Genomic DNA, 26,252 nt, shown 5'->3' on the forward strand with positions numbered 1-26,252 from the left:
ATTCGCCGCGATACTCTGCCAGGTGGTCTTCGGCTGTTCCTCCACCAGACTGATGCGCACGATGGACTTGACGCTCTTGAAGCCATATTTCCATGGCACCACCAGACGCAACGGCGCACCGTTCTGATTCGGCAGTTCCCGTCCATACATGCCCACCGCGAGGATCGCCAGCGGATTCATCGCCTCATCCAGGCGCAGCCCCTCCACATAGGGCCAGTCGATCAGGGCAAACCCGGAGCGCTGCCCCGGCATGCTCTTCGGATCCTGCAGAGTCTCAAAACGGATGTATCTGGCCTTCGAAGTCGGCTCGACCTGCCTGAGCAAGGCCGAGATCGGGAAACCGATCCACGGGATTACCATCGACCAGGCCTCGACACAGCGCAGCCGATAGATCCGCTCCTCCAACTGATAGGGCTTCATGAAGTCTTCGAGGGCATAGCGGCCAGGCTTGCCAACCTCGCCATCGATCACCACCGACCACGGCTCGGTCTTCAGCGAACCGGCATTCTGCGCGGGGTCGCCCTTGTCGGTGCCGAACTCGTAGAAGTTGTTGTAGTGCGTCGCGTCCTTGTACGGCGTGATAGCTTCGTCCTTGACCGTTACCGCACCCCAGCGGGTATCCGGCAGCTTGCCGGCAAACCAGGACGGCGCATGGCCTGCCTCGACATCGGCATAGGGCGCCATCTGTTCGGCGCCGGCCCAACCCGGCATGCCAGCGAGCGCCAAGGCAGCCACGGAGCCACCCAACAGGCTGCGACGGGAAAGATAGAGTGCTTCAGGCGTGACCTCCGACTCCCTGGAGTCGGAGGTTCTGGAAAGCTTGATCAGCATGGCGACTCCGCAGTATTGGATGACAGATGCATCAATAGACTACGGAGTCTGGAGGAAATTACATCACTTGCCGTTGTTGTTCCGACGTAAATGCAGCAGGTACTGGATCGGCCCCGACGCCGCATAGGCGAGGAAAATCAGCAACAGGATGCGTGGCGGGTCGCTGAAGACCACGGCAAACACCAGCACCACGGCCAGGATCGCCACGAACGGTACGCGGCCCTTGAGATCCAGCTCCTTGAAACTGTTGTACTTGATGTTGCTGACCATCAGCATTCCAGCCGCCGCCACCAGCAACGCCACCAGGAACGACATCTTCGACCCCTGGATACCGTAGTCGCTGAACGCCCAGACCGTGCCGGCCACCACACCGGCTGCCGCCGGGCTGGCCAGGCCGATGAAGTAACGCTTGTCGGCCGTGCCGACCTGGGTGTTGAAGCGCGCCAGACGCAACGCCGCGCCCGCCACATAAATGAAGGCTACCATCCAGCCGACCTTGCCCATGTCCCCCAGCGCCCAGCCGAAGGCCAGCAGGGCCGGGGCGACGCCAAAGGCGACCATGTCGGACAGCGAGTCATATTCGGCACCGAAGGCGCTCTGGGTATTGGTCATCCGGGCCACACGCCCGTCCAGGCCATCGAGCACCATGGCAACGAAGATCGCGATGGCGGAAAACGCGAAATACTTGCTCGCTCCGGCCGGATCGCCGGCACTGGCGGCGCTTTGCGCACTCATCGCACTGATGATGGCGTAGAAACCGGCGAACAGGTTCGCGGTGGTAAAGAGGTTAGGCAGCAGATAGATACCACGATGCCGGACCTTACGGCCTTCGGCGTCATGCCCTTCTTCGACATGTTCATCGATCGGCAGCAGGCTTTCGGCGTCAGGAGCCTGGTTCGGCTCTTCGGGACGTTCGCTCATGGACAGTACCTTGCAACGGTGAAAAGTGATTCGACAGGGGTTCGCAACCGGCGTTCGGCGGCAAAACGATGCAGCTTTATACCAGAAGCCGCCCCCTAAACGAAAAAACGCGGCCTAGGCCGCGTTTTTCCAGACAGACTCGAACTTAGTTCTTGGTCTTGTCGACGATCTTGTTGGCGCTGATCCAAGGCATCATCGAACGCAGTTGCTCGCCGATGATCTCGATGCCGTGAGCGGCGTTGTTACGACGCTTGGCGGTCATCGATGGGTAGCCGGTGGCACCTTCGGCAATGAACATCTTCGCGTATTCGCCGTCCTGGATGCGCTTCAGAGCGTTGCGCATGGCCTGACGGGATTCGGCGTTGATGACTTCCGGACCGGTCACGTACTCGCCGTACTCGGCGTTGTTGGAGATCGAGTAGTTCATGTTGGCGATACCGCCTTCGTACATGAGGTCAACGATCAGCTTCAGTTCGTGCAGGCACTCGAAGTAAGCCATTTCCGGCGCGTAGCCTGCTTCAACCAGGGTTTCGAAACCGGCCTTGACCAGCTCAACGGTACCGCCGCACAGAACGGCCTGCTCACCGAACAGGTCGGTTTCGGTCTCGTCCTTGAAGGTGGTTTCGATGATGCCGGTACGGCCGCCACCGACGCCAGCAGCGTAGGACAGCGCGACGTTCTTGGCGTTGCCCGAGGCGTCCTGGTAGATAGCGATCAGGTCAGGGATACCGCCGCCCTTGACGAACTCGGAACGTACGGTGTGGCCTGGAGCCTTCGGCGCGATCATGATCACGTCCAGGTCGGCACGTGGAACGACCTGGTTGTAGTGGATCGAGAAGCCGTGGGAGAAGGCCAGGGTAGCGCCCTTCTTGATGTTCGGCTCGATCTCGTTCTTGTACAGCTGGCCCTGGAACTCGTCCGGGGTCAGGATCATGACCAGGTCGGCCGCGGCAACGGCGGTGGCAACGTCAGCCACTTTCAGGCCATGGGCCTCGGCCTTGGCAACGGTGGCCGAGCCTTTACGCAGGCCGACGGTCACGTCGACGCCGGAGTCTTTCAGGTTGCAGGCTTGCGCGTGGCCCTGGGAACCGTAACCGATGATGGCGACTTTCTTGCCCTGGATGATCGACAGGTCGCAGTCTTTATCGTAGAAAACTTTCATGAAATACCCCTATATATCCAGGCCATCAGGCCATTCGCTAAATTGATTGAAATCAGATGCTCAGTACTTTGTCGCCACGGGCAATCCCGGTGACGCCACTGCGTACGGTTTCCAGAATCGAGGCCGTCCCGATCGCCTGGATGAAGCTGTCCAGCTTGTCGCTCGTACCGGTCAGTTGCACGGTATAGACGCTGGCGCTGACATCGACGATCTGCCCACGATAGATATCGGTGGTGCGCTTGATCTCGGCGCGCTGGGCGCCGGTGGCCTTGACCTTGACCAGCATCAGCTCGCGCTCGATATGAGCACTTTCCGACAGATCGACCAGTTTGACCACTTCGACCAGCTTGTTCAGGTTCTTGGTGATCTGCTCGATGATCTCGTCATGCCCGACGGTGGTCAGCGTCAGACGCGACAGGGTCGGGTCTTCGGTCGGTGCCACGGTCAGGCTTTCGATGTTGTAGTTGCGCTGCGAGAACAGGCCGACTACACGGGACAGAGCACCCGGTTCGTTTTCCAGAAGCAGGGAAATGATGTGCCGCATGTTAGGTACGCTCCGTCTTGCTCAGCCACATATCGCGCATGGAGCCGTCTTTGATCTGCATCGGGTAGACGTGCTCGCTGGTATCGACCTGGATGTCGAGGAACACCAGGCGATCCTTCATGGCGAACGCTTCTTCCATCTTCGGCTTCAGGTCTTTCAGATCCGTGATACGGATACCGACGTGACCGTAGGCCTCGACCAGCTTGACGAAGTCAGGCAGCGATTCCATGTACGAGTGCGAGTGGCGGCTGCCGTAGCTCATGTCCTGCCACTGGCGGACCATGCCGAGCACACCGTTGTTCAGGTTGACGATCTTCACCGGCAGGCCGTACTGCATGCAGGTGGACAGTTCCTGGATGTTCATCTGGATACTGCCCTCGCCGGTGACACAGGCGACGTCAGAATCCGGGAAGTTCAACTTGACGCCCATGGCCGCCGGGAAGCCGAAGCCCATGGTGCCCAGGCCACCGGAGTTGATCCAGCGGTTGGGCTTGTTGAACTTGTAGTACTGCGCCGCGAACATCTGGTGCTGGCCCACGTCGGAGGTGACGAAGGCATCGCCCTTGGTCACTTCGCACAGGGTCTCGATCACGGTCTGTGGCTTGATGATACTGCCGTCGCCCTTGTCGTAAGGGAACAGGCCGCGATCACCGCGCCACTCGTCGATCTGCTTCCACCAGCTGGCAACCGACTCCTTGTTCGGGGTCTCGCCGATTTCCTTGAGGGCTGCAACCATTTCGGTCAGCACGCTCTCCACAGGACCCACGATAGGCACGTCTGCCTTGATGGTCTTGGAGATCGATGCCGGGTCGATATCGACGTGGATGATCTTGGCGTTCGGGCAGAACTTCGGCGCGCCGTTGATGACACGGTCATCGAAACGCGCACCGACGGCCAGGATCACGTCGGCGTGGTGCATGGTCAGGTTGGCGGTGTAGCTGCCGTGCATGCCGAGCATGCCGACGAACTGACGGTCGGTGCCAGGGTAGCCACCCAGGCCCATCAGCGTGTTGGTCACCGGCAGATTGAGCATCTTTGCCAGTTCGGTCAGCGGTGCGGAACCGCCGCCGAGGATCACGCCACCGCCGGAGTAGAGCACCGGACGCTTGGCGGCCAGGAGCATTTCGGCAGCCTTGCGGATCTGGCCGGAATGACCACGGACCGCCGGGCTGTAGGAACGCAGCTTGGCTTTCTTCGGAAAAACGTATTCGAACTTCTCGGCCGGGTTGGTCATGTCTTTCGGGACATCGACAACGACAGGACCAGGACGGCCGGATTGCGCCAGGTAGAACGCCTTCTTCATGACCTCCGGGATTTCCGAGGCGTGCTTGACCATGAAACTGTGCTTCACGATCGGCCGGGAGATACCGATCATGTCGGTTTCCTGGAACGCGTCGGTACCGACCAGGGTGCTCGGCACCTGACCGGAGATGATCACCATCGGAATGGAGTCCATGTAGGCCGTGGCGATACCGGTGATGGCGTTGGTCGCGCCAGGACCGGAAGTCACCAGTACCACGCCGGCCTTGCCGGTGGCACGGGCGTAGCCGTCAGCCATATGGGTAGCGGCCTGCTCGTGACGAACCAGGATGTGGGTTACTTCCGGTTCCTTGAACAGGGCATCGTAGACATGAAGAAGAGCACCACCCGGGTACCCGTAGATATATTTGACGCCTTCGTCACGCAAGAAGCGGACGAGCATCTCACCGCCAGATAAAAGCTCCACGTTGTTCACCTCTAAAACGCCAGAATACCGTCCACAGACACTGGAGACGGGTCTTAATAGGTTTACTTCTCGACAGAGCATGAGCGACGGTGGTCGCCGACTACGTCAGCACTGACTGAGCAAGTATTGGGAGTGCCCCAAGTGTTGCGGGGGTTTCCCACCCAGCGCGAGGTAACGCGTTGCGGGTGTAACAGGTCGGCGCGGATGTGCGCCTCATGATCTGCCGAGTGGGTCTGCTTCTGGCAGTCCCTCTACAGCGGACTTTGGATTGTTCTGATTCGCCTCGCTCAAGTCAAGTCATCTATGCGCTTTCTTCGAACCAAGTGCATGAGAATGCAGCAGAAAACCCTGACACAAGGTATATGCTAGCTTGCTGATTGAACTGCCTGACAAGGAAACCCGATGCGTACGAGCATTCTCACGGCCAGCCTGCTGTTTGCCCTGAGCCCGCTGTGCCTGGCCGCTCCGATCTACAAATGGGTGGACGCCCAGGGCGTGACCCATTTCGACGCAACCCCTCCTCCCGGGCAGTCCGCGACCGTGGTGACCCCGGCGATCAGCCCCAACCCGACCTCGCCGACCAGAGGCGACGTCCCGGCCAGCAGGCCGGTGGGCGACCAGAATGCCGTGGATGCCAAGGTCAGGAAGCAGGTGGCCGAGCAGGAAGCGGCGCGCAAGGTGTTCTGCGAAAAGGCCAGGACCAACCTGGCGCAACTACTGAACGACCCGCGGGTTCGGGAGGAAGTGAACGGGGAATTGCATCGGCTGACCGATGAGGAACGGCAGACACGCCTGATCGAGACGCGCAAGGTGATCGAGGATCACTGCTCCTGAAGGTTCGTGGCGCCCTCTTCGCGGATAGATCCTGCTCCCGCAGTGTCAGCGCCGTTCGCAGGATTCATGCATGGCGCGAGCACCTGTGGTAGCCGGACTCATCCGTGAAGGTGCTCGCTGGTCGAACTAGCTGGACTCGCCGATCAATCGATCGAACTGCGCCAGCAATGCCTGCAACTCCACGCCCTCTCCCGGACGCTGGCCGTAGACCATCTCGGCCATGGCCAGGATGCCCGAAGCGCTGGGCAGCGGCAGATCCTCTTCGAGGATGATCTTCATCCTCGGCAGGAAGATCCATTGCAGCCACTGCTCGAACTCCAGCGTATCGACACTGAACGGCTCGACACTGGACAACGCCTCCTCGCTCGGCGCCTCCTCGTCCCACCACCCCTGGGCACGCAGCTCACGCTCGATCAGCAGCAACTGGTCGGCGATCAACGGAAAGCGGCTATCCATCAGAGATTGACCCTGGCCTTCTGGCGAGCCTGGGCGGCACCGGCGGCGTCACCCTGCTTTTCCCGGGCCTGGGCGATCAGTTCCCAGAGGCTGGCCTGCAGGTCCGGACGACCGTTGGCAAACCCCAGGCCACGCCGTGCCAGTTGCTCGGCCTGCGGCGCATCGCCCTGGGCCATGCGCACCTGGGCCAGGCGATACAGCACTTGCGGCTCACGCGGCGCCACACGCTGGGCGCGCTCCAGGCTCGACGACGCACCGTTCAGGTCGCCGCCGGACTGCTGCTGTTGGGCCGTGGTCAGCAGTGCCAGCACCGGACCATCCAGTTGTTCGTCCGCCGACAGGCCACCGCTGTTGCCGGATGGAATGCCGGTCGGTTGCGACAGGCCGTAGCCGCCCTGGTTGATCGACGACGTCTGGATCGGCGTGCTGTCCACCGGGCCCGGCGTGATCGGACCGGTGGTGGAAGGACCGGGCGTCCACGGCTCACTGCTGATCGGCGCGGACGTCGTCGCCCCACCCCCGGGAACCATCACCACCACGCCGGAATCCTGCGGAACGGCCTGGGCCTGGTTCGGCGCGGCACGGCGGATGGTGGTCTGGCGGAAGCCGCCGTTGGCCGAAATCCGGTCATTGTTGGAGACGGCTGTCCCGGAGTCGACGACCGGGATCGAACCATGGGGCACGCTCGAGCAACCGCCAAGCAAAGCCAGAGCTGTAAAAGCTGGAAACCACCATTTGTTCACTGCAAACCCTCTTCGCTTAATTCAACCAGCCCTTGACCCAATCCATCACTTCGCTGGCCGGCGCGGGCGCCGAGCCACCGCAAGCCGCACCGGGTGCCGGCTCGCTGCCGCGAATATACGGCATCTGTACCGCACCGGGGCAATTGGCATCGGAGCCCTGCCCGGTATGTGGATCGATCCAGGCCTGAACAATGTTATCCGGTTGCGGCATGTCCAGCGGCAGCGGATCGGATTTCTTCATGAAACTGGTCCACACCTGCAGCGCGCCGGTGGCACCGGTGAACGGCGTCTTGCCGTTGTCGTCGCGCCCCAGCCAGACCACGGCCAGCAGGTCCTGGCTGAACCCGGCGAACCAGCTGTCCCGGGAGTCGTTACTGGTACCGGACTTGCCCGCCAGGGTCAGGGTCCGGGGCAGGACGTTATAGGCACTGGCCCCGGTCCCCTCGCGCATCACCCGCTGCATCGCCGCCTGGATCAGGTAGATCGAGCCCGGGTCGAAACGCTGCTGGACCTGGAACGGATAACGCTTGAGCGGTTCGCCCTCAGCCGTCAGGACGCTGCGGATACCGCGCATCGGCGTATTGAAACCGCCGTTGGCGAGGGTCTGGTACATGGTCGCCACTTCCATAGGCGTCATGCCGCCGGCCCCCAGCAGAATCGACGGATAGGCCGGGAATTCGCGGGTAATGCCGAGTCGGGCAACCGTCTTGAGCACGTTCGGCACCCCGACTTCCAGGCCGAGGCGCGCCGTCGACAGGTTGTAGGAGTGCGCCAGCCCCTGGTACAGGAAAATCGTGCCATGGGAGCGGCGATCGAAGTTCTGCGGTTTCCAGACCTGCCCGTCCGCGCCTTTCACCGAGAACGCCTCGTCCGACAGCCAACTGGTCAGGGTGTACTGGCTCGGTTTCTCCAGCGCCGTCAGGTAGACCGCCGGCTTGATCAGCGAGCCGATGTTGCGCACGGCATCCAGGGCACGGTTGAAACCGGCGAAACCGGGCTGGCGGCTGCCGATCATGGCCTGGACCTCACCGGTTTCCGGGTTGGTCACCACCATGGCCGCTTCCACATCCTCGGCGCCCTTGCGGGCCCCCAGGCGCTTGAAGGTGTCATTGACCGACGCCTCGGCCTTCATCTGCAGGATCGGGTCGAAGCTGGTGAAGATCCGCAGCCCTTCCTCGGTCAAGTCTTCGTCACGGTAGTCTTCGCGCAACTGGCGCTTGACCAGGTCAAGGAAGCCGGGGAACGAGCTGTCGGCCAGGCTGCCGCGCTTGGTCACACCCAGCGGCATCTTCTTCGCCGCCTCGGCCTGCTCGGTGGTCACCACGCCCTGCTGGGCCAGCAGGTCGAGCACCAGGTTACGCCGCTCCAGTGCCCGGTCCGGATAACGCCGCGGGTTGTAATAGGAAGGGCCCTTGACCATCCCCACCAGCAATGCCACCTGGTGCAGTTTCAGCTCGGCCAGCGGCTGGCTGAAGAAGAACTGGCTGGCCAGGCCGAAACCGTGCACCGCGCGCTGGCCGTCCTGGCCGATGAAGACCTCGTTGAGGTAGGCCTCGAGAATTTCCTGCTTGCTGTAGTGCATCTCCAGCAGCAGGGACATCATGGCCTCGGTGAGCTTGCGGCTCAGGCTGCGTTCGTTGGTCAGGAAGAAGTTCTTCACCAACTGCTGGGTCAGGGTACTGCCGCCCTGGCGCATCTGCCCGGAGGAAGTGTTGACCCAGACCGCCCGGGCGATCGACTTCGGCGAAACCCCGAAGTGGTGATAGAAATCGCGGTCTTCCACGGTGACCAGGGTATCGAGCAGGTAGGGCGGCACCTGGTCGAGCTTGATCAGAATCCGGTCTTCGAGGTTTTTCGGGTACAGGCCGCCGATCAGCAGCGGCTCCAGGCGCACCACCGAGAGTTTCGCGCCGTTGAGCCCGGCCAGCTCCGCCACATAGTCGCCGGAGAAGCGCACCCGTACAGGCTGGGCAGCCTCCATTCCTTCGTAGAACTGGAAGCCACGGGTGTTGAGGTCGACCGTGTTGCCATTGACGGACGCCGCGCCGGGGCCATTGACCACCGACTCACGGCGGTAGCCCAGGGCATCGAGCTCGGTCAGGAAGTCTTCCTTGCTCAGCTTCTGGCCGACGAACAACTCCAGCGGCCGGGCATAGACCTTGGCCGGAATGGTCCAGCGCTTGCCGGAGAACTTCTCCTGCACCACGGCATCGAGGTAGACGGCAAAGCCGGCCAGCACCACGAGACCGACCAGGCTGAGCTTGAGCGCCCAGCCGAGCCAGGGACGAAGGCCACCGGACGGAGGTTTGGGTTTGGAACGAGGGGATCGGGTACGAGTCATGGGCGCGGATTATACGCACTTTATTCATGATCAACATGTACACCCGGCGGTTTGCACTCCCCACCTTAGCGGCCATAATGACGCCCTTGAATTTCTGACCTCTGAAGGATCGCTCGTGAGCCAGTCCCTGATCGCCGCCCTGCAAAACCCGGCCCTCTACCCGCATCCGGTAGAAGGGTTCCAGCTCATCGAAACCCATATTTCCTGGGTGCTGCTCACCGGGTCCTACGCCTACAAGATCAAGAAGCCGATGAACTTCGGCTTCCTCGACTTCACCGAACTGTCCGCCCGCGGCCACTTCTGCAATGAAGAACTGCGCCTGAACCAGCGCCTGACCGACGACCTGTACCTGGAAGTCCTGCCGATCACCGGCAGCGCCGAGGCGCCACAACTGGGCGGCGACGGCCCGGCTATCGAATACGTGCTGAAAATGCGTCAGTTCCCCCAGAGCCAGTTGCTCAGCACCCTGCAGGCCAACGGTGAGCTGACCACCCGGCATATCGACGAGATGGCCCAGCAGATCGCGCAGTTCCACCTGAACGCCCCGCACGTTCCCCAGGAGCACTACCAGGGCACGCCGGAAGCGGTCATGGACCCTGTCCGCCAGAACTTCGAGCAGATTCGCCCCTTCCTCCAGGACAAGGCCGACCTGCAGCAGCTCGATGCGCTGCAAGCCTGGGCCGAATCCAGCTTCGAGCGCCTCAAGCCGCTGTTCACCCAGCGCAAGGCCGAAGGCTTCATCCGCGAGTGCCACGGCGATATCCACCTGGGCAACGCCACCGTGATCGACGGCAAGGTGGTGATCTTCGACTGCATCGAGTTCAACGAGCCGTTCCGCTTCACCGACGTCTATGCCGACACCGCGTTCCTGGCCATGGACCTGGAAGACCGCGGCCTCAAGAGTCTGGCCCGACGCTTCATCAGCCAGTACCTGGAACTGACCGGCGATTACCAGGGCCTGGAAGTGCTGAACTTCTACAAGGCCTATCGGGCCCTGGTGCGGGCCAAGGTCGCGCTGTTCAGCCTGTCGCCCGAAGCCACCGCCGTGCAGCGCGCGACCACCCTGCGCCAGTACCGCAACTACGCCAACCTGGCGGAAAGCTACAGCACCATTCCATCGCGCTTCCTGGCGATCACCCACGGCGTCTCGGCAGTCGGCAAGAGCCACGTCGCCATGCGCCTGGTCGAGGCGTTGGGCGCGGTACGCCTGCGCTCGGACGTCGAACGCAAGCGCCTGTTCGGCCTCCAGCAGGGCAGCCAGGACGTCGGCGCCGGCATTTACAGCCAGGACGCCAGCGCGCAGACCTACCAGCGCCTGCACGAGATCGCCGACATCATCCTGCGTGCCGGCTTCCCGGTGGTGATCGACGCCACCTACCTCAAGCGCAACCAGCGCGACGCCGCCGCCAAGGTGGCCGAGGCCACCGGGGCGCCGTGCCTGATCATCGATTGCGACGCCCCCCAGGCCGTCATCGAAAGCTGGCTGGCACAACGCCAGGCCGACGCCGTCGACCCATCCGATGCGACCCTGGAAGTCATCGCCGCGCAACAGGCTTCCCGCGAAGCACTGGGTGCCGATGAAATTCTCCACACCAAGCGTGTCCAGACCAATGAAAGTGGTAGTCTCGACACCCTGATCGCGCAAATTCGCCTGCGTTTGCCTAATCTGTAGAAACTATATTCAGCCGTGAAGCCGCATTCGCTTCACGGCTGAAACATAGTGGCATTATACTGGCGTCATAAATCCAACGGGAGACGCCCCATGAGCCAGCCCAAGCTTCTCGACTCTGCCTTGTATGCCCTGCTGCACAAAGACGATATTGCCGGCTTCAACAAGGCCCGTCCCAAGGACGGCCCGATCGACATGCGCGGTGGTGATTTCCGCGGTCTCGACCTGCGCGAACTGAATGCCGACGGGATCGACTTCACCAACGCCTACTTCCGTTCTGCCGACCTGCGCGGGGTGGACTTCCAGAACTCCCGGCTCGAAGGTGCCAGCGTGGCCCACGCACAGATCTCCGGCGCCTACTTCCCTCCCCAACTGAAGGCTGCGGAAATCCTGATGTCGGTCCAGTTCGGCACGCGGATGCGCTACGAACCGGAATAATCCGTCCGGCAACATCACACTCGTCGAGTCCGGCGCCAGTCGATGCCCCGGACAGCGGCAGGTATCGCTTATCCCTTCCCGGCCCCGCCGGACCAGGGCGGTTTCGCACTGGCTCTTAGAAGCTTTTGCGCCCAAACCGACCAACGAACCACGCTTTTCCTACTGACCGCTACACTCTTTTCAGGCTTGCCTACTCTCGTCAACGCAGCGTTCGGCCATCGCAAGGAGGCTTGATGAACGATGAACTGCAACATCTGAAAAACCTGGGCAAGACGTCGGCGCAATGGCTGCACGCGGTGGGCATCCACAGCGCATCGGACTTGCGGCGGCTAGGGGCAGTGGACGCCTATCGCGCAGTCAGAACCCGGGGATTCAGAGCATCGAAAGTGCTGTTGTACGCCATCGAGGGCGCCTTGATGGACATTCACTGGAACGACATCCCGCTGGAACGCAAAGAGGCCTTGAATAAACAACTGGAAGCGATATCGTCACGCCATAAAAATTGATTGTGCAGGTTTGTCATGTATCTACTCGGGGAGCAACCGGCGTACGCCGATGAATTGATCAATCGGCTGCAGAGCATTCCCGCTCGGCTACTGGAGGGCTTGTCTCCCTGTGACGAGGCCGTCGAACTGGAGGAGACTGCCGACCTCTCCGCGCAGTTGGCCGACGACCGGCTCTACCTGATCGAAAGCGGCCTGGTGCATGCCAGGGTCGACGAACGCCCCCTGTTCTACCTGCATGAAGGCGACCTGGTGGGCTTGCGCCAGGGCATCGACTGGCCACGCTGCCTGCTGAGCAGCGATGGTCCGCTGCGCCTGCTGCCCTACCGGCGACGCGAGGTGTTCCAGCATATCCATGCCGACGAAACCCGCAGCGAAATGCTGCTGCGCTACCTGGTGGGGCACACCGCCCTGCTGTCGGATGCCGTCACCCGCCTCAAGCAGCCGGAATTTCGCAGCAGCAACGGCTTCCAGCAGGTAGCGGCCGGCGAGGTGCTGATCCGCCAGGGCGATGATGCCGATCACGTCTTCATTATTATCGAGGGGCACGCCGAGGCCTTTGTCGACGGCCACAAGGTCGGCGATGTGCCCAAGGATGAGATTTTCGGCGCCATGGCGGTGTTCACCGGCGAGAAACGCAGCGCCACGGTGATCGCCAGCCAGGCCTGCTCGGTCATGCTGATTCCCAAGGACCAGTTCCTCAGCCTGACCCAGAGCAACCCGCGCATCGCCCACAGCCTGATCCAGAGCATGGCGCGCCGCATCGACCTGCTGAACCGGGAAGTCACCCGCCTGAACACGGCCAGGCTGTCCGGTTGAGCCCGCCCAGGGCACGGCGACGGGCGGTCGAAAAAAAGCTGTTGACTTAGAAATGAGAATCGTTATGATTATCACAACTGATCGCGAGATCGGTTGGATTTTCTGAAAGGCCCTTGGTTCGGACTCTTCAGATTATCTCCTCATCAGGCTAATCACGGTTATTGACCCGGCTTTTTGCCGGGTCTTTTTTTGCCCGGAACAAGCCCCTGCTCAGTCGCTGCCCGAAGGCTGCGTCGACCACTCCAGGTGCGCCAGCAGTTCGTCCAGCAGCCCCGAAGCCCCCAGACGCAGATGATCGGCGTCGACCCAGCCCGCGCCGAAGCGGCTCCTGGCCAGTTCGATGTAGGTACGGGCATCGGCCAGCGTGCGAATACCGCCCGCCGCTTTCAGGCCCACCAGCCCACCACGCTCGGCAATCGCCTCGAGCATGATCCGCACCGCCTGTTCGGTCGCGTTGACCAGCACCTTGCCGGTACTGGTCTTGAGAAAATCGGCACCGGCGGCAATCGCATCCTGGCTGGCCTGACGAATCATCTGCGGGTCGCGCAACTCACCGGTTTCCAGGATCACCTTGAGCCTGGCCCGGCCAGTGCACAGGTCACGGCAGGCCGACACCATGGTCAGCCCCGTCTGCGTGTCGCCCATCAGCAGCGAACGATAGGGATAGACCAGGTCCACCTCGTTCGCGCCGGCTCTGAGCACCGCTTCCGTCTCCGAGACGGCCGAGGCCACGTTCGGCCCGCCATAGGGGAAATTGACCACCGTGGCCACCCGAATTCCCGGCGCGCCCAGGCCATCGAGCGTCTTGCGCGCCAGGGCGACGAAGCGTGGAAAGACACACACCGCGGCCACCGGCCCGAACGGCGTCATGGCCCGCTGACACAGCGAAACGATTCGCTCGGCATCGTCGTCATTGCTCAACGAGGTCAGGTCGAGCAGACCCAGGGCCTGGTGCGCCAACTGCCGATCCGTCTGATTAATCTGCTTCATGTTTGCTCCCACATCCGATCACACCTCCCGGACACAATAAAGGACTCATTCGGCGGAAATCATGGAGAGCCAAAGACAAGGACCCTGACTACACAAGAACAGGAAAAATCTTTGCCCACCCAGGTGTCGGTCCCACAAAAATAAGCCTGTCGACTCATGTCGACAGCATTTGCGAAGCGACCTACATGACGCGGCGATGCGCGCCGCTCAACGGGCGACGATCAATGGGTGCCCGCGCTCGGGATGAGGCAACACCAGCACCTCCAGGCCGAACACCGTCTTGAGCATGTCGGCCTGCAGCACCTCTGCCGGGCTTGCCAAGGCGCGGGGGCAGCCCTGTTCCAGCAATAGCAGGCGATCGCAGTAGCGTGCCGCCAGGTTGAGATCGTGCAGGATGATCAGCACTGCGGCACCGCGGTCGGCGAACTCGCGAATCGCCTGCAGGGTGGTGTGCTGGTGCAGTGGATCGAGCATCGAGGTGGGCTCGTCAAGCAGCAGCGTCTGGCCGCTGTGCCCCGGCCAGAGTTGCGCCAGCACACGGGCCAGGTGCACCCGCTGACGTTCGCCGCCGGACAACGCCAGGTAGCTGCGCCCGGCCAGGTGAGTGGCGTCGGCGGCTTGCAGGGCCTCGCTGACGATTTCCCGATCGCGTACCTGCCCGGTCTGGTGTGGCAGGCGCCCCATGCCGACCACCTCTTCGACGCGAAAGGCGAAATCGAGGGTCGAGGTCTGCGGCAGCACCGCCAGACGCTGTGCCCGCTGCGTGCCCTGCCAGTGGGCCAGGGGCTGCCCACCGAGCCAGACACGCCCCTGGCTTGGTGCCAGTTCGCCGCAGAAGGCGCCGAGCAAGGTGCTCTTGCCGGCGCCGTTCGGGCCGAGCACGCCCAGCAGCTCACCGGGCTTGAGCTCAAGATCGATGTCGGCCAGCACGGTCTTCACGCCGCGACAGACCGTCAGCTTCTGCGCGCGCAGCATCAGGCCCGCCCCCGCAACAGCAGATACAGAAAGAATGGCGCGCCCAGGAATGCCGTGACGATGCCGATCGGCAGTTCCGCCGGCGCCAGCGCCAGACGTGCCACCAGATCGGCGAACAACAGCAGGCAGCCTCCCGCCAGCATCGATGCCGGCAACAGCACCCGGTGATCCGGGCCCGCCAGCAGCCGGACCAGGTGCGGCACCACCAGGCCGATGAAGCCGATCATGCCGGCAGCCGCCACCGCCGCCCCAACGCCCAGGGCCGTGCACAGTACCAATTCGCGCTTGAGCCCTTCGACATCGATGCCCAAGTGGCCGGCCTCCGACTCGCCGAGCAGCAGCGCATTCAGCGCCCTGGCCCGACGCGGCAACCACAGCGCCACGCCTGCGGTGACCAGCAGCAGCGGCCACAAGCGTGCGTAGCTGGCGCCATTGAGGCTGCCCAGGTTCCAGAAGGTCAGGGTACGCAAGGTCGCATCGTCGGCCAGGTAGGTAAAGAGCCCGACCGCCGAGCTGGCCAGGGCGGTCAGGGCAATCCCCGCCAGCAACATGATCGCCACGCTGGTCTGGCCGTTGCGCCGTCCCAGCCGATAGACCAGCGCCGTCACCGCGAGCCCGCCGAGGAAAGCGCAGAGCGACAACAGATAGGGCCCCATCACCTCCGGCACTCCACCGAATGCCGCCCCGCCGACAATCGCAATCGCCGCACCGAGCGCCGCACCGCTGGAAACGCCCACCAGCCCCGGGTCAGCCAACGGGTTGCGGAACAAGCCCTGCATGGCGACACCGGACAGCGCCAGCACCCCACCCACCGCCAGCCCCAGCAAGGTCCGCGGCAGGCGGATCTGCCCGAGGATCAGTTCCGCCTGCTCCAGCCCCTCGGCCGGCAACGGCAGGCCCAGCAGGCGCAATGCCGCACGCAGGATATCGGCCAGCGGCAGACTGACCGGCCCCAATGCCAGCGACAACCAGGTTGCCAGCAGACACAGCAGGCCCAGGCCGATGAACAGGGCGCGGGGTTTGACCGGCGCGGTCATGGCGTGGCCGGGGCCTTTGCGTAGAGCTCAGTGGTCAGTTTTTTCAGCGACTCGGGCAACCGCGGACCGAGACCACCCACCAGCAGGGTCGGGTCGAGCTCAAAGAGCCGGCCGGACCTGGCCGCCCGGGTCGAGGCCAGAATCGGGTTTTCCTTCAGCAGCGCCTGGCGGGCAGCCTCACCGGTCAGGCTGCGATCGGCGAATACCAGCACCTCGGGATTCAATCCGGCCAGGGCTTCGACCGAAAACGGCTTGTAGCCAGTGTGGCTCGCCAGGTTATGCCCACCCGCCTGGGTCAACAGCCACTCGGCGGCGGTGCCCTTGCCGGCGACCAGCGGCTTGCCACCGGCGTTGCCGATCAGCAGCAACACTCCTGGCGCCGGCTGCCGGGCCTGGACCTCCCTGAGCCGGGCCTGCTGCCGGTCGAGCTGTTGTCGGAAGCCCTGAAACAGCTCTGCGGCCCGATCCTCATCGCCCAGCAACCGGCCCAGGTGTTGCAGATTGCCTTGCAGGGTCGGCAAGTCCGGCTCGGCAGAGAACAGTTCCACCTGTACCCCGGCTCCGCGGACCTGCGCCAGCACGGGTGGCGGCCCCATCTCCTCGGTGCCGATCAGAATCTGCGGGCGCAGGCTCAGGATGCCTTCGGCCGACAACTGCCGCTGATAACCGATGCTCGGCAACGCCTTGAGGGTTTCGGGGTGCTGGCTGGTGGTGTCGACGCCAACCAGCCGCGCCTGCCCGCCCAGCGCACTGACCCACTCCGACAACGCGCCGCCGGCGCTGACCCAGCGTTGCGGCACCTCATCCGCCAGCGCCGCATGGCTGAGCGATAGCGCGGCTCCCAGTGCAATCAGACGTGAACTCAGGCGCATGGACAGACATCCTTGGAAAGGTGATCGAGCGACAGGCCCAAAGGAAGAAAGGCAGCAGACGCCCCTCAGGCAAACATCTATTTGATAATTATTTGCATTTGACCGTCAACCCGGAACATCTCTTGTCACAGGTTTCTCCCCATACCACCGATTGCCTTATCCTTCTCCCATGAAGGCAAGACCGGCTTGCAAAAGATCGATGAAAGGATCGGGATGAAATTTCTCTGCGCTTCAGACACCCTCGCCAACAATAGCAGCCGCGGCTTCGAGCTGGACGGCAGCGCATTGCTGGCCGTGCGTCGTGACGGTCGGGTGTATGTCTATCGCAATCGCTGCCCGCATCGCGGCATTGCCCTGGAGTGGCAGCCCGACCAGTTTCTGGATGCCAGCGCCAGCCTGATCCAGTGCGCCACCCACGGCGCCCTGTTCCTGATCGAAAGCGGCGAATGCGTGGCCGGGCCCTGCACCGGGCAATCGCTGACGGCGCTGGACTGCCGGGAAGACGCCGAGGGCGTCTGGGTCCGCGCCTAGAACAGCACCGGCAGGCGCCGATCCACGCGGATTTCCTCAGCACTGAGGCTGACCCCATAGGCAAGCACCTCGACGCCCGCCGCCACCGCCTCCCGCAGTGCCTGGGCGTAGGCCGGGTCGATTTCCCGGGCCGGACGCACCGCCTCGATCCCCGTCAGGTTCACGCAGTACAGTTGCACCGCCCGCACGCCCTCGCGCGCCAGGGTGGCCAATTCACGCAGGTGCTTGGCCCCGCGCTGGGTCACCGCATCCGGAAACGCCGCCACCGCGCTGTCGTCAAACCCGAGGGTGACGCTTTTCACCTCGACGAACGCCGGCCCCGCCGGATAGTCCAGGCGAAAATCGATCCGGCTGTTTTCCTGGCCGTAGGCGACCTCGCGCTTCAACCCGGTGAAGCCGGCAAGCTCGCTGATCAGCCCGGCACGCAGGGCCTCCTCGATCAACGGATTGGCCCGCGCGGTGTTGATGCACGCCAGCCGGCCCTGGGGCGTCTCGCCGATTTCCCAGGTGCCGGGCAGCTTGCGCCTCGGATCGTTGGAGCGGCTGAACCAGACCAGCCCACCTTCGACCATGCAATTGAGCATTGAGCCGGTGTTCGGGCAGTGGATGGTCAGCAATTCACCGCTGACGGTCTCGATGTCCGCCAGGAAGCGCTTGTAGCGCCTGATCAGCCGCCCCTCTTCGAGTGCAGGAGAAAAACGCATCAGCCTTGCCAGCTCCGCAGGCCACGGGCAATCCGCTCCACCGCTTCCTGCAGGCGCGGCAGGCTCTGGGTGTAGGCGAACCGCACATGCCGGCTGGCCAGGTGATGACCGAAATCCAGGCCCGGGGTGAACGCCACGTGCTCGGTCTCCAGGAAATGTTTGCAGAACGCGAAGGCATCACCGCCGAACGCGCTGACATCCGCGTAGAGGTAGAACGCCCCTTCAGGCTCCACCGCGATGCCGAAACCCAACTCGCGCAACGCCGGCAGGAGGAAGTCCCGGCGACGGGCGAACTCGGCCCGACGCTCCTCGAGAATGCTCAGGGTCTGCGGTTCGAAACACGCCAGGGCAGCATGCTGGGCCATGCTCGGAGCGCTGATGTAGAGGTTCTGGGCCAGTTTCTCCAACTCGGCCACGGCTTGCGGCGGCGCCACCAGCCAACCCAGGCGCCAACCGGTCATGCCGAAATATTTGGAAAAGCTATTCAGGACAAAGGCACCGTCGTCGACTTCCAGCACGCTGGCGGCGTCGCAGCCATAGGTCAGCCCATGGTAGATCTCGTCGACCACCAGGTGACCGCCATGGGCCGTGACCGCTTTCGACAGCCCCGCCAACTCGTCACGGCTCAGCAGGGTTCCGGTCGGGTTCGCCGGGGAAGCGACCAGGGCGCCGACGCTGTCAGGGTTCCAGTGCCGGTCCACCAGTTCGGCGGTCAGCTGGTAGCGGACATCCGGCCCCACCGGCACCAACTGGGCGGCACCTTCCACCAGGCGCAGGAAGTGGCGATTGCACGGGTAACCCGGATCGGCCAGCAGCCAGTGCTTGCCCGGGTCGACCAGCAGGCTGCTGGCCAGCAGCAGCGCCCCGGAGCCGCCGGGAGTGACCAGGATGCGCTGCGGATCGATGTCCAGGCCGTAGCGCTGCCGGTAGAACCCGGCGATCGCCTCGCGCAGTTGCGGCAGGCCGCGGGCGGCGGTGTAGCTGGTCTTGCCCGCCGCCAGGGCCGCCTGGCCGGCCCGGATGATCGGCTCGGCGGTGGTGAAATCCGGCTCACCGATTTCCAGATGGATCACGTCGTGCCCGGCGGCCTGCAGCTCGTTGGCGCGCGCCAGCAGGGCCATCACGTGGAACGGTTCGATCGCGCGACTGCGCGCACTGTAGAGCTGAGCCATTGGCCTTCCTTGCATTCGGGTGGGCAAAATCGCTTTGGGCAAAGCCTGATCTTACCCGAGCGCAGCCCGCCGGGAACCTTTAAAAGATCGCCGAAGTCCATGAATACCGGTAACGAAGCATTCCGACATCATGGCCAGGATTGACTAAAATGAATGATCAGTGATCCCTTCCCGCCAGGCTCGACAACCGGGAGTAGCGCGCCCCGATTTGATCTGGTAAGTTCGCCCGCTTGCAGCCGCAGGGCCGGCAGGTGTCGGTAACGTTTCAATCCTGCGCAATGGATTAGAAGAGTAGAGGCGGTCCATTACATGCCCACCCAAGCAAAGCAGCAAAACATCCAGTCGATCAGCGGCTTCGAACCCTACGTTGAAAGCCAGGGCGAGGAGTACATGGGTGAGCCCATGCGCAAGCACTTCACCAAGATCCTGCAGAAGTGGAAGCAGGACCTGATGCAGGAAGTCGACCGCACCGTTGATCACATGAAAGATGAAGCAGCCAACTTTCCTGATCCCGCCGACCGAGCCAGCCAGGAAGAGGAATTCAGCCTCGAACTGCGCGCCCGCGACCGCGAACGCAAACTGATCAAGAAGATCGACAAGACCCTGCAGCTCATCGAGGACGAAGAGTACGGCTGGTGCGAATCCTGTGGCGTCGAGATCGGTATCCGCCGTCTGGAAGCCCGTCCGACCGCCGACATGTGCGTCGACTGCAAGACCCTTGCAGAAATCAAGGAAAAACAGGTCGGCAAGTAAACGTCGCCGGACTGAACGAACGGAGCGTGCGAACGCTCCGTTTTCGTTTCTGCGTCTACTGGCACCACCCGCGGACTCTCCAGTACCCTGCCCGTCATGACTGCCCTTACCGCTTCTCCCGCCTACATCGGGCGCTTCGCCCCGACGCCCAGTGGGCACCTGCACTTCGGCTCGCTGGTCGCGGCGCTGGCCTCCTACCTGGACGCCCGCGCGGTCGGCGGCCGCTGGCTGCTGCGCATGGAAGACCTCGACCCTCCGCGGGAAGAGCCCGGTGCCCAGGCGGCGATTCTCGAAGCCCTGGAGCGCTACGGTTTCGAGTGGGACGGCGAACTGATCCGCCAGAGCGAGCGCCATGACGCCTACGCCCAGGTGCTCGAACGCCTGTTCAGCCAGGGCCTGGCCTACGCCTGCACCTGCTCGCGCAGGGAACTGGAGGCCTACCACGGCATCTACCCGGGCCTGTGCCGCAACCTCGGCCATGCCCGCGAGAACGCCGCCATCCGCCTGCGGGTCCCGGAACTCGGCTACAGCTTCCAGGACCGGGTCCAGGGCGAGTTCCGCCAGCACCTGGGCCGCGAGGCCGGCGACTTCGTGATCCGCCGCCGCGACGGCCTCTACGCCTACCAACTGGCGGTGGTCCTCGACGACGCCTGGCAGGGTGTCACCGATATCGTGCGCGGTGCCGACCTGCTCGACTCGACGCCGCGCCAGCTCTACCTGCAGGAACTGCTCGGGTTGCCGCAACCGCGCTACCTGCATGTGCCGCTGATCATCCAGCCCAATGGCAACAAGCTCGGCAAGTCCTACCGTTCACCGCCGCTGACCGGCGACCAGGCCACCCCCTTGCTGCTGCGTGCCCTGCGCACCCTGGGCCAGCAACCACCGGCCGAACTGCAACAGGCCACCCCGCGGGAAGTGCTCGACTGGGGAATTGGCCATTGGGATGCCACACTGATTCCCAGGGTCGCGACCCTGGCCGAGGCGCAATTGCACTGACGCCCCTTGCAGGTTGGCGCCCATCCGTTACCATCGCCGCACGTTTTCGGGCACGTCACAAAAAAGAGAGGCCAGGATGTACATCTATCGTTTGGTCCTGCTCCTGGTCGTCGGGATCTACCTGTTCTCGCCAGCGATCATGGATTGGTGGATCGACGCGACAGGCGCCTGGTATCGGCCTTACCTGCTCTGGCTGATCCTGATCGTCGTGACCTTCATCCTGCAGAGCCAAAAAGATGCCGATGAGCTTTAGCCTGACCCAGATGTTGCTGGTCAGCGCCGCGTACCTGCTGGCGCTGTTCGGCGTGGCCTGGATCAGTGAACGGGGCGTGATCCCGCGCTCGATCATTCGCCACCCGCTGACCTACACCCTGTCGCTGGGCGTCTACGCCAGTGCCTGGGCGTTCTATGGCACGGTGGGCCTGGCCTACCAGTACGGCTACGGCTTCCTCTCCAGCTACCTCGGCGTCTCCGGCGCGTTCCTGCTGGCGCCGGTGCTGCTCTACCCGATCCTGAAGATTACCCGCACCTACCAGTTGTCCTCGCTGGCCGACCTGTTTGCCTTTCGCTTTCGCAGCACCTGGGCCGGGGCGCTGACCACAGTGTTCATGCTGGTCGGCGTCTTGCCGCTGCTGGCCCTGCAGATCCAGGCGGTGGCCGACTCCATCGGCATCCTCACCCGCGAGCCGGTGCAGCACCGCGTGGCCCTGAGCTTCTGCGCACTGGTCACGCTGTTCACCATCTTCTTCGGCTCGCGGCACATCGCCACCCGGGAAAAACACCAGGGCCTGGTGTTCGCGATCGCCTTCGAGTCGGTGATCAAGCTGGTGGCCATCGGCGGGGTCGGCCTCTACGCCCTCTATGGCGTATTCGACGGCCCGCAGCAACTGGAGCTGTGGCTGCTGCAGAACCAGACCGCCCTCGCCGCCCTGCACACGCCGCTGCAGGAAGGCCCCTGGCGCACCCTGCTGCTGGTGTTCTTCGCCTCAGCCATCGTCATGCCGCACATGTATCACATGGCCTTCACCGAGAACCTCAACCCGCGCTCGCTGGTCAGCGCCAGTTGGGGCCTGCCGCTGTTCCTGCTGCTGATGAGCCTGGCGGTGCCGCTGATTCTCTGGGCCGGCCTGAAGCTCGGCGCCACCACCAACCCGGAATACTTCACCCTCGGCATCGGCATCGCCGCCAACAACCCGGCCCTGGCCCTGCTGGCCTATGTCGGCGGACTCTCGGCGGCCACCGGGCTGATCATCGTCACCACCCTGGCCCTCTCCGGCATGGCCCTCAACCACCTGGTGCTGCCGCTCTACCAGCCACCGGCCGAAGGCAATATCTACCGCTGGCTGAAGTGGACCCGCCGTGCCCTGATCGTCGCGATCATCATGGCCGGCTACGGCTTCTACCTGCTGCTGGGCGCCGAGCAGGACCTGGCCAACCTGGGCATCGTCGCCTTCGTCGCCACCCTGCAGTTCCTGCCCGGCGTGCTCTCGGTGCTGTACTGGCCGACCGCCAATCGCCGCGGCTTCATCGCCGGCCTGCTGGCCGGGGTGCTGGTGTGGGTGGTGACCATGATGTTGCCGTTGATCGGCAATCTGCAGGGTTTCTATATTCCATTGCTGAACATGATCTACGTGCTGGACGACACCAGTTGGCATATGGCGGCCATTGCCTCGCTGGCGGCCAACGTGCTGATGTTCACCCTGGTCTCCCTGTTCAGCAACGCCAGCGCCGAGGAAGCCAGTGCCGCCGAGGCCTGCGCGGTCGACAACGTCCGCCGCCCGCAACGCCGCGAACTGCATGCCGCCTCGCCCCAGGAGTTCGCCACGCAACTGGCCAAGCCGCTGGGGGCCAAGGCTGCGCAGAAGGAAGTCGAGCAGGCCCTGCGTGATCTCTACCTGCCCTTCGACGAACGCCGCCCCTACGCCCTGCGCCGCCTGCGCGACCGTATCGAGGCCAACCTCTCCGGCCTGATGGGGCCGAGCGTGGCCCAGGACATGGTCGAGACCTTCCTGCCCTACAAGGCCGGCGGCGAAAGCTACGTGACCGAGGATATCCACTTCATCGAGAGCCGCCTCGAGGATTACCACTCGCGCCTGACCGGCCTCGCCGCCGAACTCGATGCCCTGCGCCGCTACCACCGCCAGACCCTGCAGGAACTGCCGATGGGCGTCTGCTCGCTGGCCAAGGACCAGGAAATCCTCATGTGGAACAGGGCCATGGAAGAACTGACCGGCGTCGCCGCGCAACGGGTGGTCGGCTCGCGTCTGCCGACCCTGGGTGAACCGTGGCGAGAATTATTACAAGGTTTTATCGACCTGCCGGACGAACACCTGCACAAGCAGCGCCTGGCCCTCGACGGCCAGACCCGCTGGCTGAACCTGCACAAGGCGGCGATCGACGAACCGCTGGCCCCCGGCAACAGCGGGCTGGTGCTGCTGGTCGAGGACCTGACCGAAACGCAGATGCTCGAGGACAAGCTGGTGCACTCCGAGCGCCTGGCGAGCATCGGCCGCCTGGCGGCCGGGGTCGCCCATGAAATCGGCAACCCGATCACCGGTATCGCCTGCCTGGCGCAGAACCTGCGCGAGGAGCGCGAGGAAGATGGCGAGATCACCGAAATCAGCGGGCAGATCCTCGAACAGACCAAGCGCGTATCGCGCATCGTCCAGTCGCTGATGAGCTTCGCCCATGCCGGCAGCCACCAGCACAACGACGAAGCGGTGTGCCTGGCCGAGGTCGCGCAGGATGCCATTGGTCTGCTGGCCCTGAACCGGCGCAATTTCGAAGTACAGTTCTTCAACCTCTGCGACCCGGACCATTACGTCGAGGGCGACCCGCAGCGCCTGGCGCAAGTGCTGATCAACCTGCTGTCCAACGCCCGTGACGCGTCGCCCGCCGGCAGCGCGGTACGGGTCAAGAGCGAGGCCTTCGAACATACCGTCGATCTGATCGTCGAAGATGAAGGCAGTGGTATTCCGAAGAACATCATGGACCGATTGTTCGAACCCTTCTTCACCACCAAGGATCCTGGCGAAGGTACCGGACTGGGCCTTGCACTGGTCTATTCCATCGTTGAAGAGCATTATGGACAAATCACCATCGACAGCCCGGCTGACACCGAAAGCCAACGTGGCACCCGTATCCGGATAACCCTGCCCCGTCATGTCGAAGCGACGTCCGCTGTGAACTGAGACCGTCGAGAGAACCGAATCAATGCCGCACATTTTGATCGTCGAAGACGAAACCATCATCCGCTCCGCGCTGCGCCGCCTGCTGGAGCGCAATCAGTACCAGGTCAGCGAGGCCGGCTCGGTACAGGAAGCCCAGGAACGCTTCAGCATCCCCTCGTTCGACCTGATCGTCAGCGACCTGCGCCTGCCCGGCGCACCGGGCACCGAACTGATCAAGCTCGGCCAGGGCACCCCGGTACTGATCATGACCAGCTACGCAAGCCTGCGCTCGGCCGTCGATTCGATGAAGATGGGCGCGGTGGACTACATCGCCAAGCCGTTCGACCACGACGAAATGCTGCAGGCCGTCGCGCGCATCCTGCGTGATCGCCAGAACGGCCAGGCCGCCCCCGCCGAGCGCAGTGCGCCCAAGAGTGGCGGCGCGGCGGAGAAATCCCTGGGCGGCAACAGCAACGGCGAGATCGGCATCATCGGCTCCTGCCCGCCGATGCAGGACCTCTACGGCAAGATCCGCAAGGTCGCGCCCACCGACTCCAACGTGCTGATCCAGGGCGAGTCGGGCACCGGCAAGGAGCTGGTGGCCCGCGCCCTGCACAACCTGTCCAAGCGGGCCAAGGCGCCGATGATCTCGGTCAACTGCGCGGCCATTCCGGAAACCCTGATCGAGTCCGAGCTGTTCGGCCACGAGAAAGGCGCATTCACCGGTGCCAGCGCCGGTCGCGCCGGCCTGGTGGAGGCTGCCGACGGCGGCACGCTGTTCCTCGACGAGATCGGCGAATTGCCACTGGAGGCCCAGGCCCGCCTGTTGCGCGTACTGCAGGAAGGCGAGATCCGCCGGGTCGGCTCGGTGCAGTCGCAGAAGGTCGATGTGCGCCTGATCGCCGCGACCCACCGCGACCTCAAGAGCCTGGCCAAGATCGGCCAGTTCCGCGAAGACCTGTATTACCGCCTGCACGTGATTGCACTGAAGTTGCCGGCCCTGCGCGAACGCGGTGCAGACGTCAACGAGATCGCCAACGCCTTCCTCGCCCGCCAGAGCGCGCGGATCGGCCGCAACGACCTCAAGTTCGCCGCGGACGCCGAACAGGCCATCCGCCACTATTCCTGGCCGGGTAACGTCCGGGAACTGGAGAACGCGGTCGAGCGCGCGGTGATCCTCTGCGAGAACCCGGAAATCTCCGCCGACCTGCTGGGCATCGACATCGAGCTGGGCGACCTGGAGGAAGAGGAATTCATCGGTCTCACGCCGGCGCCGAGCAACCCGGCCAATACCAGTCATGAGCCGACCGAGGACCTGTCGCTGGAAGACTACTTCCAGCACTTCGTCCTCGAGCACCAGGACCACATGACCGAGACCGAGTTGGCGCGCAAGCTCGGGGTCAGCCGCAAGTGCCTGTGGGAGCGCCGCCAGCGCCTGGGCATTCCACGGCGTAAAACCGGAGCGACCAGCGAAAGCTGAGTGGGGAGCCAGCCCCACAGGTAACACCCTCCTCTGTGAAAAAACTGTTACCTCAGATTTTTCACGTAACAAAAGCCGGGTCTATCGGTAACGAAAGCCCGGCTTTTTTTCGGCCATGAAAAACTGGAAAACCCTCGAAACCCCCGGTTTTGCTGGGGTTTACAAAAGTTGGCACGGCACCTGCTATATATCTGGCACAAGAACAATAACAAGCAACGTACAAGACAATAAAAATAAGACGAATCGACTCACGCATAACAAAAACAACACGGCGGAGGCGCAGCTAACTGATTCTTTTGGAGAGGCGTTGTATTTGGGGCTTGCCCCACGACCAGGCCGAGAACAACAAAAACTGCACTTGACGCAGAGCCTGAACTGGTTGGATCCACGGATCACCACAACACAGCGACCAAAACAATCCGTTTGCTCTTATCTCCCGATTGGGAGATGTCACAGGCAAGAAGACCTGCGACACAGGGCAATCACAAAAACAAGAAGCCCGCGACCATAATAAAAAGAGCACACAACTACTTCTGGGGGAGCCTCGAGCTCCCCTTGTAGTTTCCGCAACATCCTTCCCGCCCC

25 protein-coding genes (1 of these 25 running past the window's edge) are annotated in these 26,252 nt (G+C 63.3%); 11 read left to right on the forward strand and 14 right to left on the reverse strand.

The genetic code is table 11. The annotated features are described in order from the left end of the window. From msrP to ACMGT0_RS27570, 5 genes are all read right to left on the reverse strand, one after another. A protein-coding gene (gene msrP / locus ACMGT0_RS27550; RefSeq protein WP_054058222.1) for a protein-methionine-sulfoxide reductase catalytic subunit MsrP crosses the window boundary here: on the reverse strand, positions 1-831 show its 5' portion. 183 nt of this gene lie to the left of the window's left edge; only the first 831 of its 1,014 coding nucleotides appear in the window; the start codon lies at positions 829-831; the stop codon falls past the left edge of the window. Between the two features lie 63 nt (positions 832-894). Then, positions 895-1,752, reverse strand: a complete 858-nt coding sequence (gene pssA / locus ACMGT0_RS27555; RefSeq protein WP_054058223.1) for a CDP-diacylglycerol--serine O-phosphatidyltransferase — start codon at positions 1,750-1,752, stop codon at positions 895-897. A 145-nt stretch (positions 1,753-1,897) separates the two neighbouring features. Further along, positions 1,898-2,914, reverse strand: coding sequence for a ketol-acid reductoisomerase (gene ilvC / locus ACMGT0_RS27560; RefSeq protein ID WP_054058224.1), 1,017 nt, complete (start codon positions 2,912-2,914; stop codon positions 1,898-1,900). Positions 2,915-2,966: 52 nt separating this feature from the next. After that, positions 2,967-3,458 (reverse strand): acetolactate synthase small subunit, encoded by a 492-nt coding sequence (ilvN, locus tag ACMGT0_RS27565; RefSeq protein ID WP_010444113.1) that lies wholly within the window; start codon positions 3,456-3,458, stop codon positions 2,967-2,969. Position 3,459: 1 nt separating this feature from the next. After that, positions 3,460-5,184 carry an acetolactate synthase 3 large subunit gene (locus ACMGT0_RS27570; RefSeq protein WP_054058267.1) on the reverse strand — a complete coding sequence of 575 codons (1,725 nt, stop codon included), beginning with the start codon at positions 5,182-5,184 and terminating at the stop codon, positions 3,460-3,462. A gap of 402 nt (positions 5,185-5,586) precedes the next feature. On the opposite strand from ACMGT0_RS27570, the gene ACMGT0_RS27575 reads away from it, so the two are divergent. Beyond that, positions 5,587-6,018 (forward strand): DUF4124 domain-containing protein, encoded by a 432-nt coding sequence (locus tag ACMGT0_RS27575; protein ID WP_416770592.1) that lies wholly within the window; start codon positions 5,587-5,589, stop codon positions 6,016-6,018. Positions 6,019-6,144: 126 nt separating this feature from the next. Here ACMGT0_RS27575 and ACMGT0_RS27580 read toward each other — a convergent pair whose 3' ends face one another. From ACMGT0_RS27580 to mrcB, 3 genes are read right to left on the reverse strand one after another with little or no spacing between them, the layout of a single operon-like run. Next, on the reverse strand, positions 6,145-6,474 hold the full coding sequence (locus ACMGT0_RS27580; protein WP_054058226.1) for a YqcC family protein: 330 nt from the start codon (positions 6,472-6,474) through the stop codon (positions 6,145-6,147). Next, on the reverse strand, positions 6,474-7,217 hold the full coding sequence (locus tag ACMGT0_RS27585; RefSeq protein ID WP_273821037.1) for a tetratricopeptide repeat protein: 744 nt from the start codon (positions 7,215-7,217) through the stop codon (positions 6,474-6,476). Before ACMGT0_RS27585 ends, ACMGT0_RS27580 begins: the two co-directional genes overlap by 1 nt. Positions 7,218-7,233: 16 nt before the next feature. After that, positions 7,234-9,558, reverse strand: coding sequence for a penicillin-binding protein 1B (gene mrcB, locus ACMGT0_RS27590; protein WP_054058228.1), 2,325 nt, complete (start codon positions 9,556-9,558; stop codon positions 7,234-7,236). A gap of 115 nt (positions 9,559-9,673) precedes the next feature. Between mrcB and ACMGT0_RS27595 the strand changes: the two genes are divergently transcribed. The 4 genes from ACMGT0_RS27595 (at position 9,674) to ACMGT0_RS27610 (ending at position 12,987) form a co-directional block, all read left to right on the forward strand. Further along, on the forward strand, positions 9,674-11,230 hold the full coding sequence (locus ACMGT0_RS27595; RefSeq protein ID WP_416770595.1) for an AAA family ATPase: 1,557 nt from the start codon (positions 9,674-9,676) through the stop codon (positions 11,228-11,230). Between the two features lie 90 nt (positions 11,231-11,320). After that, the gene (locus ACMGT0_RS27600; protein WP_017904163.1) at positions 11,321-11,665 is read left to right on the forward strand and encodes a pentapeptide repeat-containing protein; all 345 of its coding nucleotides are present in this window, start codon (positions 11,321-11,323) and stop codon (positions 11,663-11,665) included. A 233-nt stretch (positions 11,666-11,898) separates the two neighbouring features. Further along, positions 11,899-12,171 carry a TfoX/Sxy family protein gene (locus tag ACMGT0_RS27605; RefSeq protein WP_010444127.1) on the forward strand — a complete coding sequence of 91 codons (273 nt, stop codon included), beginning with the start codon at positions 11,899-11,901 and terminating at the stop codon, positions 12,169-12,171. A gap of 15 nt (positions 12,172-12,186) precedes the next feature. Then, positions 12,187-12,987 (forward strand): Crp/Fnr family transcriptional regulator, encoded by an 801-nt coding sequence (locus ACMGT0_RS27610; protein ID WP_054058230.1) that lies wholly within the window; start codon positions 12,187-12,189, stop codon positions 12,985-12,987. A gap of 210 nt (positions 12,988-13,197) precedes the next feature. On the opposite strand, the gene deoC is transcribed toward ACMGT0_RS27610, so the two are convergent. The 4 genes from deoC to ACMGT0_RS27630 all read right to left on the reverse strand — a co-directional run bounded on the left by deoC (position 13,198) and on the right by ACMGT0_RS27630 (position 16,861). Continuing rightward, complete coding sequence (deoC, locus tag ACMGT0_RS27615; protein ID WP_416770598.1) at positions 13,198-13,977, reverse strand: deoxyribose-phosphate aldolase; 780 nt, start codon at positions 13,975-13,977, stop codon at positions 13,198-13,200. 207 nt (positions 13,978-14,184) lie between these two features. Continuing rightward, a complete protein-coding gene (locus ACMGT0_RS27620; RefSeq protein WP_416770600.1) occupies positions 14,185-14,952 on the reverse strand; it encodes a heme ABC transporter ATP-binding protein in 768 nt (255 codons plus the stop codon). Beyond that, positions 14,952-15,935 carry a FecCD family ABC transporter permease gene (locus tag ACMGT0_RS27625; RefSeq protein WP_416773566.1) on the reverse strand — a complete coding sequence of 328 codons (984 nt, stop codon included), beginning with the start codon at positions 15,933-15,935 and terminating at the stop codon, positions 14,952-14,954. Before ACMGT0_RS27625 ends, ACMGT0_RS27620 begins: the two co-directional genes overlap by 1 nt. 50 nt (positions 15,936-15,985) lie before the next feature. After that, positions 15,986-16,861 (reverse strand): heme/hemin ABC transporter substrate-binding protein, encoded by an 876-nt coding sequence (locus tag ACMGT0_RS27630; protein WP_054058233.1) that lies wholly within the window; start codon positions 16,859-16,861, stop codon positions 15,986-15,988. Between the two features lie 213 nt (positions 16,862-17,074). On the opposite strand from ACMGT0_RS27630, the gene ACMGT0_RS27635 reads away from it, so the two are divergent. Then, a complete protein-coding gene (locus ACMGT0_RS27635) occupies positions 17,075-17,392 on the forward strand; it encodes a Rieske (2Fe-2S) protein (protein WP_054058234.1) in 318 nt (105 codons plus the stop codon). Here the strand turns inward: ACMGT0_RS27635 and sfsA are convergent. Further along, positions 17,389-18,096, reverse strand: coding sequence for a DNA/RNA nuclease SfsA (gene sfsA, locus ACMGT0_RS27640; RefSeq protein WP_054058235.1), 708 nt, complete (start codon positions 18,094-18,096; stop codon positions 17,389-17,391). The genes ACMGT0_RS27635 and sfsA overlap by 4 nt on opposite strands. After that, the gene (locus tag ACMGT0_RS27645) at positions 18,096-19,268 is read right to left on the reverse strand and encodes a pyridoxal phosphate-dependent aminotransferase (protein WP_054058236.1); all 1,173 of its coding nucleotides are present in this window, start codon (positions 19,266-19,268) and stop codon (positions 18,096-18,098) included. Before ACMGT0_RS27645 ends, sfsA begins: the two co-directional genes overlap by 1 nt. Before the next feature lie 309 nt (positions 19,269-19,577). Here ACMGT0_RS27645 and dksA point away from each other — a divergent pair, with 309 nt between their 5' ends. The 5 genes from dksA (at position 19,578) to ACMGT0_RS27670 (ending at position 25,667) form a co-directional block, all read left to right on the forward strand. Beyond that, the gene (gene dksA, locus ACMGT0_RS27650) at positions 19,578-20,021 is read left to right on the forward strand and encodes an RNA polymerase-binding protein DksA (RefSeq protein WP_017904154.1); all 444 of its coding nucleotides are present in this window, start codon (positions 19,578-19,580) and stop codon (positions 20,019-20,021) included. Positions 20,022-20,117: 96 nt separating this feature from the next. Then, positions 20,118-21,017 (forward strand): tRNA glutamyl-Q(34) synthetase GluQRS, encoded by a 900-nt coding sequence (gluQRS, locus tag ACMGT0_RS27655; protein WP_054058237.1) that lies wholly within the window; start codon positions 20,118-20,120, stop codon positions 21,015-21,017. 76 nt (positions 21,018-21,093) lie between these two features. Continuing rightward, positions 21,094-21,270, forward strand: a complete 177-nt coding sequence (locus ACMGT0_RS27660) for a hypothetical protein (RefSeq protein ID WP_003176118.1) — start codon at positions 21,094-21,096, stop codon at positions 21,268-21,270. Beyond that, entirely contained in the window at positions 21,254-24,208 is a 2,955-nt protein-coding gene (locus ACMGT0_RS27665; protein WP_162491334.1) for a sensor histidine kinase, read from the forward strand. Before ACMGT0_RS27660 ends, ACMGT0_RS27665 begins: the two co-directional genes overlap by 17 nt. 22 nt (positions 24,209-24,230) lie before the next feature. Beyond that, on the forward strand, positions 24,231-25,667 hold the full coding sequence (locus ACMGT0_RS27670; RefSeq protein WP_054058239.1) for a sigma-54-dependent transcriptional regulator: 1,437 nt from the start codon (positions 24,231-24,233) through the stop codon (positions 25,665-25,667). The last annotated feature ends 585 nt before the right edge of the window (positions 25,668-26,252 follow it).

It is taken from the genome of Pseudomonas sp. RHF3.3-3 (genome assembly GCF_048069595.1).
Taxonomy (GTDB): domain Bacteria; phylum Pseudomonadota; class Gammaproteobacteria; order Pseudomonadales; family Pseudomonadaceae; genus Aquipseudomonas; species Aquipseudomonas fuscovaginae_B.